This is a genomic window from Delftia sp. Lp-1, assembly GCF_020523835.1.
In the GTDB taxonomy this organism is placed as follows: domain Bacteria; phylum Pseudomonadota; class Gammaproteobacteria; order Burkholderiales; family Burkholderiaceae_C; genus Comamonas; species Comamonas acidovorans.
The window spans coordinates 223,273-235,851 of record NZ_JAJALJ010000004.1 but is presented as its reverse complement, the minus strand read 5'-3'; the positions used below and the strand labels follow the sequence as shown (position 1 = coordinate 235,851).

At 66.6% G+C, this 12,579-nt stretch carries 12 protein-coding genes; 10 read left to right on the top strand and 2 right to left on the bottom strand.

Annotated elements, in window-relative coordinates; translation table 11 throughout:
• Window positions 1–37: 37 nt before the first annotated feature.
• Entirely contained in the window at window positions 38–775 is a 738-nt protein-coding gene (locus tag LGR64_RS26265) for a response regulator transcription factor (RefSeq protein WP_012202316.1), read from the top strand.
• A gap of 19 nt (window positions 776–794) precedes the next feature.
• A complete protein-coding gene (locus tag LGR64_RS26260; RefSeq protein ID WP_141832730.1) occupies window positions 795–2,753 on the top strand; it encodes a sensor histidine kinase in 1,959 nt (652 codons plus the stop codon).
• Here the strand turns inward: LGR64_RS26260 and LGR64_RS26255 are convergent.
• Both LGR64_RS26255 and hemB read right to left on the bottom strand, forming a co-directional pair.
• Window positions 2,750–3,952 (bottom strand): magnesium transporter CorA family protein, encoded by a 1,203-nt coding sequence (locus LGR64_RS26255; RefSeq protein ID WP_141832728.1) that lies wholly within the window; start codon window positions 3,950–3,952, stop codon window positions 2,750–2,752. The genes LGR64_RS26260 and LGR64_RS26255 overlap by 4 nt on opposite strands.
• Before the next feature lie 4 nt (window positions 3,953–3,956).
• A complete protein-coding gene (gene hemB / locus LGR64_RS26250; protein ID WP_013800242.1) occupies window positions 3,957–4,964 on the bottom strand; it encodes a porphobilinogen synthase in 1,008 nt (335 codons plus the stop codon).
• 123 nt (window positions 4,965–5,087) lie between these two features.
• Between hemB and LGR64_RS26245 the strand changes: the two genes are divergently transcribed.
• The 8 genes from LGR64_RS26245 (at window position 5,088) to fusA (ending at window position 12,470) form a co-directional block, all read left to right on the top strand.
• Window positions 5,088–5,516 carry a CopD family protein gene (locus LGR64_RS26245; protein ID WP_013800243.1) on the top strand — a complete coding sequence of 143 codons (429 nt, stop codon included), beginning with the start codon at window positions 5,088–5,090 and terminating at the stop codon, window positions 5,514–5,516.
• A 31-nt stretch (window positions 5,517–5,547) separates the two neighbouring features.
• Window positions 5,548–6,681, top strand: a complete 1,134-nt coding sequence (locus LGR64_RS26240) for a VanZ family protein (RefSeq protein WP_141832724.1) — start codon at window positions 5,548–5,550, stop codon at window positions 6,679–6,681.
• Window positions 6,682–6,691: 10 nt separating this feature from the next.
• On the top strand, window positions 6,692–7,066 hold the full coding sequence (locus LGR64_RS26235) for a (2Fe-2S) ferredoxin domain-containing protein (RefSeq protein ID WP_230357321.1): 375 nt from the start codon (window positions 6,692–6,694) through the stop codon (window positions 7,064–7,066).
• 80 nt (window positions 7,067–7,146) lie between these two features.
• Window positions 7,147–7,782 carry an alpha/beta hydrolase gene (locus LGR64_RS26230; RefSeq protein ID WP_012202323.1) on the top strand — a complete coding sequence of 212 codons (636 nt, stop codon included), beginning with the start codon at window positions 7,147–7,149 and terminating at the stop codon, window positions 7,780–7,782.
• Between the two features lie 92 nt (window positions 7,783–7,874).
• The gene (locus LGR64_RS26225; protein ID WP_013800247.1) at window positions 7,875–9,044 is read left to right on the top strand and encodes a D-alanyl-D-alanine carboxypeptidase family protein; all 1,170 of its coding nucleotides are present in this window, start codon (window positions 7,875–7,877) and stop codon (window positions 9,042–9,044) included.
• Between the two features lie 157 nt (window positions 9,045–9,201).
• On the top strand, window positions 9,202–9,579 hold the full coding sequence (gene rpsL, locus LGR64_RS26220; RefSeq protein ID WP_012202325.1) for a 30S ribosomal protein S12: 378 nt from the start codon (window positions 9,202–9,204) through the stop codon (window positions 9,577–9,579).
• 160 nt (window positions 9,580–9,739) lie between these two features.
• Window positions 9,740–10,213, top strand: coding sequence for a 30S ribosomal protein S7 (gene rpsG / locus LGR64_RS26215; protein WP_012202326.1), 474 nt, complete (start codon window positions 9,740–9,742; stop codon window positions 10,211–10,213).
• Window positions 10,214–10,361: 148 nt separating this feature from the next.
• Window positions 10,362–12,470 carry an elongation factor G gene (gene fusA / locus LGR64_RS26210; RefSeq protein ID WP_013800248.1) on the top strand — a complete coding sequence of 703 codons (2,109 nt, stop codon included), beginning with the start codon at window positions 10,362–10,364 and terminating at the stop codon, window positions 12,468–12,470.
• Window positions 12,471–12,579 lie beyond the last annotated feature (109 nt).

Below are 12,579 nucleotides of genomic sequence, written 5' to 3'. Positions count from 1 at the left end.
ATGTGAACATGCGGCCCTCGCCACGCACTCCACGTCCATGGACACGCACACAGACCCTTACTCTGCCGCCGCGACGGGTGGCGCCACACCCATCCGCGTGGCCGTGGTGGAGGACGACGCCGCCTGCCGCCACGCCCTGGTGGGCGTGATCAATGCTGCGAAGGACATGGTCCTGTGCTGGGCGGCAGCCAGCCGCGCGGAGGCCCTGCACCAGCTCGGCCGGGCCGATGGGGCCGGTGCCATGGACGTGATGCTGGTGGACCTGGGCCTGCCCGACGGCAGCGGCCTGGAGGTGATTGCTGCCGTGCGCACCCGCCATCCGGGGGCGGCGGTGATGGTCAGCACCATCTTTGGCGACGAGCAGCATGTGCTGGCCGCCATCGAGGCCGGCGCCATGGGCTATCTGCTCAAGGACCTGGCCGCCGACGCGGTGCTGGAGGAAGTGCGCAGCCTGCACGCGGGCGGCAGCCCCATCAATCCCATGGTGGCGCGCAAGCTGCTGCTGCGCCAGCAGCGGGCCGGGGCGGTGGCCGGGCTGCAGCCGCCTGCCGAGCCGCAGGCCGCCGCGCAGGCGCTGTCTGCGCGCGAGCTGGAGGTGCTGCGCCTGGTGGCGCGCGGCCATACGCTGGACGAGGTGGCGCGCCAGCTGGGCGTGTCGCGCCATACGGTGCGCACCTTCGTGCGGCGCATCTACGGCAAGCTGCAGGTGTCCAGCCGCACGCAGATGATGCATGTGGCGTTGCAGCGGGGCTGGCTTGCCGAGGGGCGGCAATGAGCGCCGCCAGGGTGGGCAGATGACGCAGCCGCTGCTGCGGGGGAGGGTCTTGCTGGTTTCGGCGGGGCTGGTGGCGCTGGCGATGCTGCTGGCGGGGGCGTTCGGGCTGCGTGGACCCGCCGCAGGCGAAGCGGTGCAACTGCGCCAGGCGCAGCTGTGGCGGTCGGACAGCCCGCACTGGGCGCCGCCTGCGGCGCTTGCGTCGGCCGACGATGCGGTGCTGGATGCATCGACGCCGTGGAGCGATGTGGAACTGCCCTATGGGGGCGACAGGGCCGTGTCGGGCAGCGACGACCTGGCCGCGGCGCCGCCAGAGGTGCGCTGGTTCCGCGCCGTGGTGCCGCCCGGGGCGCTGGCGCCCACGCCCCAGGGCGCGCGCCTGTACATCCCGCGCTGGCAGACGGTGGGCACGGTGGCGGTGTATGTGGACGGGGCGCTGGCCTGGCAGACGCGCGGCAGCCGGGTGTGGAACAGTTTCAACCGGCCGGTGTGGCTGGACCTGGGCGGGCTGGCGCAGCCGGGCAGGCCGCTGCAGGTGCATGTGCGCATGGCCAGCCAGCAGGGCGTGGGCGGGGCGCTGTCCAGCCTGTGGGCGGGGCCGGCCGAGTCGCTGCGCCTGTCCTGGCGGCTGCGCAGCCTGCTCCAGGCCGATCTGGTGGTCTACACGGCGGGCTCCTACCTGGTGCTGGGCCTGTTCGCGCTGGCGCTGTGGACGCTGCAGCGGCGGCGCGGGGATGTGGTGTTCCTGCTGTTCTTCCTGATGTCGCTGTGCCAGTTGCTGGGCTCGCTGCAGTTCATGGTGGACGGCGAGGGGCTGGCCCTGTCGGACGGCTGGTTCTCCTGGCTGACGCTGGCCGGCCTCATGGGCGCCACGGTGGCGGCCTTCCATTTCCTGTGCCTGATGCAGCGCAGGCGCCGGCCATGGCTGGGCCGGGTGCTGCAGGGCTATGTGGGCACGGTGCTGCTGGTGGCGGTGCCGCTGTGGGGGCCGGCGCACGAGACCATCCTGCCGCTGCTGCGGCTGCTGATGGTGCCGCCGGAGATCCTGGTGCTGTGCATGGCCGTGGCGGGCGCCTGGCGCATGCGCGATGGCGGCAGCACCATGCTGGCCGTGTGGATGCTGCTGTCGTTTCCCATCGGCTTCCATGACCTGGCGCTGCAGAGCTACCTGATCAGCATAGAGAGCATCTACCTCACGCCCTATGTGTACCTGGGGCTGTTCACGCTGTTCCTGCTGGTGGCCTACCGGCGCTACAACGGCGCGCTGGCCGTGGCAGAGAACGCCAACCTGCATCTGGCGGAACGGCTCAAGGCCCAGGAGGCGGAGCTGGCCCAGGCCCATGAACGCCTGCTGGCCGTGGAGCGCGAGCAGACGCTGATGCAGGAGCGCCAGCGCCTGATGCGCGAGATGCACGACGGCGTGGGCTCTTCGCTGATGAGCGCGCTGCGCGTGGTGGAGTTCAACCAGGCCGGCACGGTGGACCTGGTGCAGCTGCTGCAGGAGTGCATCGATGACCTGAAGCTGTCCATCGATTCGCTGGAGCCGCTGGACTGCGACCTGCTGGCGCTGCTGGCCGGGCTGCGCTACCGGCTGGGGCCGCGCCTGGAGGGGGCGGGGCTGCGGCTGCACTGGGAGGTGAGCGACCTGCCCGCGCTGCCCTGGCTGGACGCGCAGGCCGCCCTGCATGTGCTGCGCATCCTGCAGGAGGTGCTGACCAACATCATCAAGCACAGCGGCGCGCGCGAGATCACGGTGCGCACGGCCCAGGCCCCGCTGCAAGGCCGGGCCGGCGTGCAGGTGCTGGTGGTGGACGACGGCCACCCCTTCGACCGCGCCCAGGCACCCACCGAGGGCCGCAAGGGACTGGTGAACATGCGCACGCGCGCGCTGGCGCTGCAGGCGCGGCTGGACTGGGCGCCGCTGGCCGGCGGCAATCGCTTCACGCTGTGGATGCCGCTGGAGCGGGCAGGGCCCTAGTCCTGCGCCGTGCGCGCCATGTAGCGCTTGCGCCAGAAGAACACGGTCAGGCCCACGGCAATCGTCGTCATCGAGCCCATGGCCCACCAAAAGCCGTCCTGCTTGTGCACCAGGGGGATGAATTCGAAATTCATGCCGAAGATGCCGGCAATCAGGTTCAGCGGCAGGAAGACGGCCGTCAGCGCGGTGAGCGTGCGCATGATGTCGTTGGTGCGGTTGCTCTGCACCGAAAAATGCATCTGCACCACGGTCTCGGTGCTTTGCTCCAGCCGCCGCACGTGGTGGACCACGCGCTCTATGTGTTCCAGCACGTCGCGGCTGCGCACCTTGAGCAGGTCCAGCTCGCGCAGCGCCGCCGCATCTTCAGGCGGCGCCCAGGTCTCCAGCGCGTCCGTCCAGTCCTGCACGGCGGCTCGCTGGTCTTCGCAGACCTCGTCCAGCTCGTGCAGGGCCAGGCGTGCGTCCAGCAGGGCGCTCCAGTTGGCAAAGCGCGTGCGCGGGCGCAGCAGCTCGGTCTGCCAATGGTCCAGCTGGCGCGACAGTTCGCGGCGCAGGTCCAGGAAGCCGTCCACGATGAGGTTGACCACGCGCAGCATGAGGTCGGGCGGGCTGGCAGGCAGCCGCGTGCCGGAGGTGGGGTTCAGCCGTCCCTCGCGCGGGTCATTGGGCACGGCGGCCAGCAGCCGCGCGGCATAGGCGTCGCGCACGGTGCAGTCGTCGGGGTGCACGGACAGCAGCACCTGATCGAACATGGCAAAGCCCACGGGGCTGGTGTCGATGTTGCGCAGCACGGGCGGACCTGTGCGGCGCACGGGAGGTGAGGGGGGCACCGCCTGCGCCGCAGGCGAAGAGGCCGTGCCGGCCTGCGGGGCGGCACGTGCCTGCCCGCTGGCCAGGCGGCGAAACACCAGCAGGTCGTACTGCGAGGTGTAGTCGTAGCGCGAGGGCAGCTGGGCGTTGAGCAGGTCCGAGACATGCAGGTCCACCAGCTGCTGGCCCGACAGCAGCTGCAGCGTGCGCTGCACCTCGGCCAGCCGCTCCTGCAAGGTGGCGCGGGTGCAGGAGATCCAGACGAATCCCTGCGCAGGCGCCTGGTCGGGCAGGGCGGCCAGCTCGGTGGCGCCGCCCGGCTGCAGGTGGAAGATGCGCATGTTCCTGGCGGCGGGAGCGGCTCCCGCGGGCGGCGTCACCGGCTGCATGCGCTCAGCCGCGCAGCTTGCGCGCGGCGTCGATGGCGAAGTAGGTCAGGATGCCGTCGGCACCCGCGCGCTTGAAGGCCAGCAGCGATTCCATCATCACCTGGTCATGGTCCAGCCAGCCGTTGGCGGCGGCGGCCTTGAGCATGGCGTACTCGCCGCTGACCTGGTAGGCGAAGGTGGGCACGCCGAACTCGTCCTTGACGCGGCGCACCACGTCCAGGTACGGCATGCCGGGCTTGACCATGACCATGTCGGCGCCTTCGGCCAGGTCCTGGGCAACTTCGCGCAGGGCCTCGTCGGTGTTGGCGGGGTCCATCTGGTAGACGTTCTTGTCGGCCTTGCCCAGCGCGCCGCGCGTGCCCACGGCATCGCGGAACGGGCCGTAGAAGGCGCTGGCGTACTTGGCGCTGTAGGCCATGATGCGGGTGTGGATGTGGCCGTGGGCCTCCAGCGCCTCGCGGATGGCGCCGATGCGGCCGTCCATCATGTCGCTGGGCGCCACCATGTCCACGCCGGCCTCGGCATGGTTCAGGGCCTGGCCCACCAGGACCTGCACGGTCTCGTCATTGATGATGTAGCCGGACTCATCCAGGATGCCGTCCTGGCCGTGGCTGGTGTAGGGGTCCAGGGCCACGTCGGTCATCACGCCCAGTTGCGGGAATTCCTTCTTGAGCGCACGCACCACGCGCGGGATCAGGCCGTCGGGGTTGAGCGCTTCCTTGCCGTCGGGCGTCTTCAGCGAGGTCTCGATGGCGGGGAACAGCGCCAGGAACGGGATCTCCAGCTGCACGCACTGCTCGGCCACGGGCAGCAGCAGGTCCAGGCTCAGGCGGTCCACGCCGGGCATGGAGGGCACGGCCTCGCGCTGGTTCGTGCCTTCGTGCACGAACACGGGGTAGATGAAGTCATGGGCCGTGAGCACGTTCTCGCGCACCAGATTGCGCGTGAAGGCATCGCGGCGCAGGCGGCGAGGGCGGTTGTGCGGGAAGGGGGTGGGGCTGGACAGATGCATGCCGAAAATTGTGCCCCATTCCCGCCGCAGGCCCCGCAACCCTGGCGACGACGCCGGCACGCGGGACTCGGCTTTTGCGCCTGCGCAGCCTGGCGCACCCCTGTACGCACGTACACTGCCCGCATGCTGTGGGTCAAAGCCTTTCATATCGTGTTCGTGGCAAGCTGGTTCGCGGGCCTGTTCTATCTGCCTCGCATCTTCGTCAACGTGGCCATGGTCACGCCCGGCTCGGTGGCCGAGCGCGAGCGCCTGCTGCTGATGGCACGCAAGCTGCTGCGCTTCACCACGCTGCTGGCCGTGCCTGCACTGGGCCTGGGCCTGTGGCTGTACCTGGGCTACGGCATCGGCAAGGGGCCGGGCAACGGCTGGATGCATGCCAAGCTGGCCGGCGTGCTGCTGGTCATCGGCTACCACCACGCCTGCGCGCGCCTGCTGCGCAAGCTGATCGACAACCGGGACCAGCACAGCCACCGCTGGTTCCGCTTCTTCAACGAGGTGCCGGTGCTGCTGCTGGTGGCCATCGTCATCCTGGTGGTCGTCAAACCTTTCTGAGAAACCGATCCAACGAAGAGGGAGGCAGGGCGTGGTGCAAAAGACTTCGGCCTGGCCGCTGGCACTGGTCTATGCGGTGCTCATCGTTTTCGCCAGCCTGTTTCCTTTCGATGGCTGGCGTGCCCAGGGCATTGATCCGCTGGTCTTCCTGACGGCAAAGATCCCGCCGCCGTACTGGACCTGGTTCGACATCAACATCAATATCGTCGGCTACGCGCCGCTGGGCTTTTTCCTGGCGCTGGCCCTGGTGCGCAGCGGCAGCCCGCGCGCGGCCGTGCCGCTGGCGGCGCTGGCAGGCACCATGCTGTCGCTGTCCATGGAGTTCCTGCAGATCTACCTGCCGCGGCGTGTTCCCTCCAATCTGGATCTGGTGCTCAATGCGGGCGGCACCCTGCTGGGGGCGCTGGTGGCGCTGCTGCTGGAGCGACTGGGCGCGCTGGCGCGCTGGAGCGCCTTTCGCACCCACTGGCTGGGCGAGGACGGCGGCGGCGCCATGGTGCTGCTGGCGCTGTGGCCCTGGGCGCTGCTCTTTCCCGCCGCCGTTCCCTTTGGCCTGGGCCAGGTGCTGGAGCGGCTGGAGCAGGGGCTGCTGGATCTGCTCGAAGGCACGCCCTTCCTCATGTGGCTGCCTCTGCGCGAGTCGGCCCTGACGCCGCTGTCGCCCGTGACCGAAATGCTGTGCGTGATGCTGGGCCTGTGGGTGCCCTGTCTGCTGGCCTACTGCGTGATGCGCCACATGGGCCGGCGCGCCATGCTGGCGGGCTCTGCGGTGGTGATCGGCATCGGTGTCTCGGCACTGTCGGCTGCGCTGAGCTGGGGGCCGGCCCATGCCTGGGAGTGGGTGGACCTGCCGGTGCGCATGGGCGTGTGGGGTGGCCTGGGCCTGGCCATGGTGGCCATGCCGCTGCCGCGCCGGGCCTGTGCTGCCCTCTTGCTGCTGGTGCTGGTGCTGCAATTGAGCATCCTGAACCAGGCGCCCACCAGCGCCTATTTCTCGGAAACGCTGCAGGCCTGGGAGCAGGGCCGCTTCATCCGCTTCTACGGACTGGGCCAGTGGCTGGGCTGGCTGTGGCCCTATGCGACCCTGGTCTATGTGCTGCTCAGGCTGGCGCGCCGCGATGCGGCACCGCCGCCGCCCCCGGCGCCTGCAGTGCCGCAGGCCTAGAATCCGCTCCATGAGCGAACACCCACGTCCCTGGGCCGACAGCGGCCAGCAAGGCGCAGGCAACTACTATGCGCGCCACATCTTTTTTTGCCTCAACGAGAGGCCCAACGGCGAGGACTGCTGTGCGCTGCACGGCGCCAAGGCGGGCTTTGACCACTGCAAGAAGCAGGTCAAGCAGCTGGGTCTGGCCGGCAAGGGCCAGGTGCGCGTGAACAAGGCCGGCTGCCTGGACCGCTGCGCGGGCGGTCCCGTGGCCGTGGTCTACCCCGAAGGCACCTGGTACACCTTCGTGGACGAGTCCGACATCGACGAGATCGTCGAGTCCCACCTCAAGAACGGCCAGCCCGTGGAGCGCCTGCTGCTGCCGCCCGACGTGGGTCGCTGAGCACCGGCTGGAACTTTGGGCCTTTCCGGGCATCAGTGCTTTGTCAGCTTGGATTGGCTGCTACTACTAGGATAGCGATTGTGAATGCGCAGACCGAACGTTTGACCTTGACCGGCCTTGCCGGGGCCGTGGAGGCCCTGCGCGATGCGCCGGCCGCCGATGCACCGCCGCGCGGCGTGGCCATCATCGCCCACCCCCATCCGCTGTTCGGCGGCACCATGGACAACAAGGTGGTGCAGACCCTGGCGCGTGCCTTCGTGCAGTGCGGCTACACGGCCGTGCGATTCAACTTCCGCGGCGTGGGCGCCAGTGCCGGCGAGCACGACGCAGGCGTCGGCGAGGCCCAGGACATGCTGTCCGTGGTCCGCCAGGTCGCCCCCGAAGGACCGATCGCGCTGGCCGGCTTCTCATTCGGAGCCTTCGTCACCAGCCATGTGCTGGCGGGGCTCTGGAACGAGGGCCGGGTGGAAAAGGCGGTGCTGGTGGGAACGGCGGCCAGCCGTTTCACCGTGGCGCCTGTCCCGCCCGAAGCCCATGACCGGACCCTGGTGGTGCACGGCGAAGCCGATGACACGGTGCCTCTGTCTGCCGTCATGGACTGGGCGCGCCCGCAGATACTGCCTGTTACCGTCGTGCCCGGGGGCGGTCATTTCTTTCACGGACAATTGCCGCTGCTCAAAAGCCTCGTGGTCCGCCATTTGCGCTCACTCCCCTAGCGGCCCGCGCCGCTGCTCAACAGGCCTGCCCCATCGGGCGGGCATGTTTTCGCCTTTCCTGCATTCCCTGCCCTTTAGCGAGAGTTTTCCTCATGAAGCCACTTTCCTCCACGCTGCGAGTCCTGGCACTGGCGGCCGCCATGGCGCCGGCCCTGGCGCTGGCGCAGATCACCCCGCCCCAGCCGCCCGAAATCGCGGCGCGCAACTATCTGCTGGTCGATGTCACCGCCAATCAGGTGCTGGGCGCCAAGGACATCGATGCGCCCATCGAGCAGGCCTCGCTGACCAAGCTGATGACCGGCTACCTGGTCTTCGACGCGCTGCGTGCCAAGAAGATCACGCTGGAGCAGCGCCTGCCCGTGAGCGAACGCGCCTGGAAGATGCCCGGCTCGCGCATGTTCATCGACCCCAAGATGCAGGTGCCGGTCGATGACCTGGTCAAGGGCATGATCGTGCAGTCCGGCAACGACGCCACCATGGCCCTGGCCGAAGGCGTGGGTGGCTCGGCCGAGAACTTCGTGCGGCTCATGAATGAGCAGGCCAAGGCGCTGGGCATGAAGAACACCAGCTACAAGAACCCCGAAGGCCTGACCGAGCCCGGCCACCTGACCACGGCGCGCGACCTGTCCATCCTCGCCCAGCGCCTGATGCAGGACTTCCCCGAGTACATGCACTACTACTCGACCAAGAAGTACTTCTATCCGGGCACGCCGGCCTCCAACGGCACCAACCGCAACTCGCTGCTGTTCCGCGACCCGACCGTCGATGGCCTCAAGACCGGCCACACGGCCGCCGCCGGCTACTGCCTGGTGGCCACCGCCAAGCGCGACCTGCCCAACGTGGGCAGCCGCCGCCTGATCTCCATCGTGCTGGGCGCGGCCAGCGAGAACGCGCGTGCCAATGAAAGCCAGAAGCTGCTGAACTGGGGCTATGCGGCCTTCGATTCGGTCAAGCTGTTCGATGCCGAGCAGGCCGTGGCCACGCCCGAAGTCTGGAAGGGCAAGGCGAACACCGTCAAGATCGGCCGCACCACGCCCATCGTGGTCACCGTGCCGGCCGGCAGCGGCGGCAAGCTGAGCACCGAAGTCGTGCGCCAGGACCCGCTGATCGCCCCGTTCACCAAGGGCCAGGCCATGGGCACGCTCAAGGTCAAGATGGGTGCCGACACCGTGGCCGAAGTGCCGCTGGTGGCGCTGGAAGGCGTGGAGCAGGCAGGCTTCTTCGGCCGTGCCTGGGATGCGATCCGCCTCTGGATCAAGTAAGCCCCGCGCCTGTCGCGCAGGCCCTCGCGTACTGGCTTGGAGGGGGTGCAGTTGTGCGATCTCCCGCAAGCTGGTACAGTCGAGGGCTTTTCGGAATTTCCGAAGGGATTCACGTTTTCGCTTTTCGCAAGCAATTCACGTTTAGGGACGTTTATTAATGCCAACCATTAACCAACTCGTGCGTCAGGGCCGCACGGTCGAAGTTGTCAAATCCAAGAGCCCTGCTATGGAAAACTGCCCTCAGCGCCGCGGCGTGTGCACCCGTGTGTACACCACGACGCCTAAGAAGCCTAACTCCGCTCTGCGTAAGGTTGCCAAGGTGCGCCTGACCAACGGCTTCGAGGTCATCTCCTACATCGGTGGTGAAGGCCACAACCTGCAAGAGCACAGCGTTGTTCTGGTGCGCGGCGGCCGTGTGAAGGACTTGCCCGGTGTGCGTTACCACATCGTGCGTGGCTCCCTTGACCTGCAAGGCGTCAAGGACCGCAAGCAATCCCGTTCCAAGTACGGCGCGAAGAAGCCCAAGGCCAAGTAAGCCCTGCGTTTTTTCGAGGAAGGTGCTGTATCCCGCGTGGCGCGAGATTCAGCGTAGTGACCCCAAACGCAAGTGTTTTGCGCGGGTCGAGTAAGTGGGAGTCCTGTTGACTCTCGCGGTGTCTGAAAAGATGCCAACTGAAGCAAGATAGAGGTAAAAAATGCCACGTCGTCGCGAAGTCCCCAAACGTGAAATCCTGCCGGATCCCAAGTTCGGCAATGTCGAGCTGTCCAAGTTCATGAACGTGATCATGGAAGGCGGCAAGAAGGCGGTCGCAGAACGCATCATCTACGGTGCCCTGGACCTGATTCAAAAGAAGCACCCTGACAAAGACCCGCTGGAAGCATTCGTTGTTGCCATCAACAACGTCAAGCCCATGGTCGAAGTGAAGTCCCGCCGTGTTGGCGGTGCCAACTACCAAGTGCCCGTCGAAGTGCGCCCCGTGCGTCGCCTGGCCCTGTCCATGCGTTGGCTGAAGGAAGCCGCCCGCAAGCGCGGCGAGAAGTCCATGGCCCAGCGCCTGGCCAACGAACTGCTCGAGGCCACCGAAGGCCGTGGCGGCGCCATGAAGCGCCGTGACGAAGTTCACCGCATGGCCGAAGCCAACAAGGCATTCAGCCACTTCCGCTTCTAAGAGCGCTTCGCTCCCGATCAGACAGGCCGCATGCATTTTTGCCTGCGGCCTTGTCTCGATTAGGAGCATCCCCAGATAAGACTGCTGTCCGTCTGCACCATGAGGCTGGAACGGGCAGAGACTCCCTCCATACGATCAAGGATCCATCATGGCTCGCAAGACCCCCATCGAGCGCTACCGCAACATCGGTATCTCCGCCCACATCGACGCAGGCAAAACCACCACCACGGAACGTATCCTGTTCTATACCGGTGTGACCCACAAGCTGGGCGAAGTGCACGACGGCGCTGCTACGACCGACTGGATGGAGCAAGAGCAAGAGCGCGGCATCACCATCACTTCCGCTGCAGTGACCTGCTTCTGGAAGGGCATGGACCTGTCCTACCCCGAGCACCGTTTCAACATCATCGACACCCCCGGCCACGTGGACTTCACCATTGAGGTGGAGCGTTCCATGCGCGTGCTGGACGGTGCCTGCATGGTGTACTGCGCCGTGGGCGGCGTGCAGCCCCAGTCGGAAACCGTGTGGCGCCAAGCCAACAAGTACAAGGTGCCCCGTCTGGCCTTCGTGAACAAGATGGACCGTACCGGCGCCAACTTCTTCAAGGTCGTTGACCAGATGAAGCTGCGCCTGAAGGCCAACCCCGTGCCCGTCGTGATCCCGATCGGCGCCGAAGACAACTTCAAGGGCGTGGTCGACCTCGTCAAGATGAAGGCCATCATCTGGGACGAAGCCTCGCAAGGCATGAAGTTCGAATACCACGAGATCCCCGCCGAGCTGGTGGAGACCGCCAACAAGTGGCGTGAGAACCTCGTGGAAGCCGCCGCTGAAGCCAGCGAAGAGCTGATGAACAAGTACCTGGAAGAAGGTACTCTGTCCGAAGAAGACGTGAAGGCCGGCCTGCGCGCTCGTACGCTGGCTACCGAAATCCAGCCCATGCTGTGCGGTACCGCTTTCAAGAACAAGGGTGTGCAGCGCATGCTGGACGCCGTGATCGACTACCTGCCGGCGCCTGTGGACATCCCTGACGTCACCGGTACCGATCCCGAAAACGAAGAAACCAAGCTCAGCCGCAAGGCCGACGACGGTGAAAAGTTTGCGGCACTGGCCTTCAAGCTGATGACCGACCCGTTCGTCGGTCAGCTGACCTTCGTGCGCGTGTACTCGGGCGTCCTGACCAAGGGCGACACCGTGTTCAACTCGGTCAAGGGCAAGAAGGAACGCATCGGCCGTATCGTGCAGATGATGGCCAACGAGCGCGTGGAAGTCGAAGAAATCCGCGCCGGCGACATCGCTGCCTGCGTGGGCCTGAAGGACGTGACGACCGGCGAAACGCTGTGCTCCGTGGACGCCCCCATCGTGCTGGAACGCATGGTCTTCCCCGAGCCCGTGATTGCACAGGCCGTGGAGCCCAAGTCCAAGGCCGACCAGGAAAAGATGGGCATCGCCCTGTCGCGCCTGGCTGCCGAAGATCCGTCGTTCCGCGTGCGTACCGACGAAGAATCGGGCCAGACCATCATCGCCGGCATGGGCGAGCTGCACCTGGAAATCATCGTTGACCGCATGAAGCGCGAATTCAACGTGGAAGCCAACGTGGGCAAGCCCCAGGTTGCCTACCGCGAAACCATTCGCCAGAAGGTCGTGGACGTGGACGGCAAGTTCGTTCGCCAGTCCGGCGGTAAGGGTCAGTACGGCCACGTGGTGTTCACGGTCGAACCCCAGGAACCCGGTAAGGGCTTCGAGTTCGTCGACGCCATCAAGGGCGGTGTGGTTCCTCGCGAATACATCCCCGCAGTCGAGAAGGGCGTGATCGAAGCGCTGACTTCCGGCGTGCTGGCTGGCTACCCTGTCGTGGACGTGAAGGTCACGCTGACCTTCGGTTCGTACCACGATGTGGACTCGAACGAAATGGCGTTCAAGATGGCCGCCATCTTCGGTTTCAAGGAAGCTGCCCGCAAGGCCAGCCCCGTCATCCTGGAACCCATGATGGCTGTGGAAGTCGAGACGCCCGAAGACTACGCCGGTACCGTGATGGGCGATCTGTCCTCGCGTCGCGGCATGGTGCAGGGCATGGACGACATGGCCGGCGGCGGCAAGTCCATCAAGGCTGAAGTGCCTCTGTCGGAAATGTTCGGCTACGCCACGTCGCTGCGCTCGCAGACGCAAGGCCGCGCTACGTACACGATGGAGTTCAAGCACTACTCTGAAGCTCCCCGTAACGTGGCTGAAGCCATCGTTGCTGCTCGCTCGAAGTAAGCTTTTTTGTATAATTGAAGGCTTTTGAATCGCAGCACCCAGGCGTTTTGGCGCCGGGGTGCTGCGATTTTTGCCGGTCTGCGATCCCATGCCGCCCTGTCACCTGTGC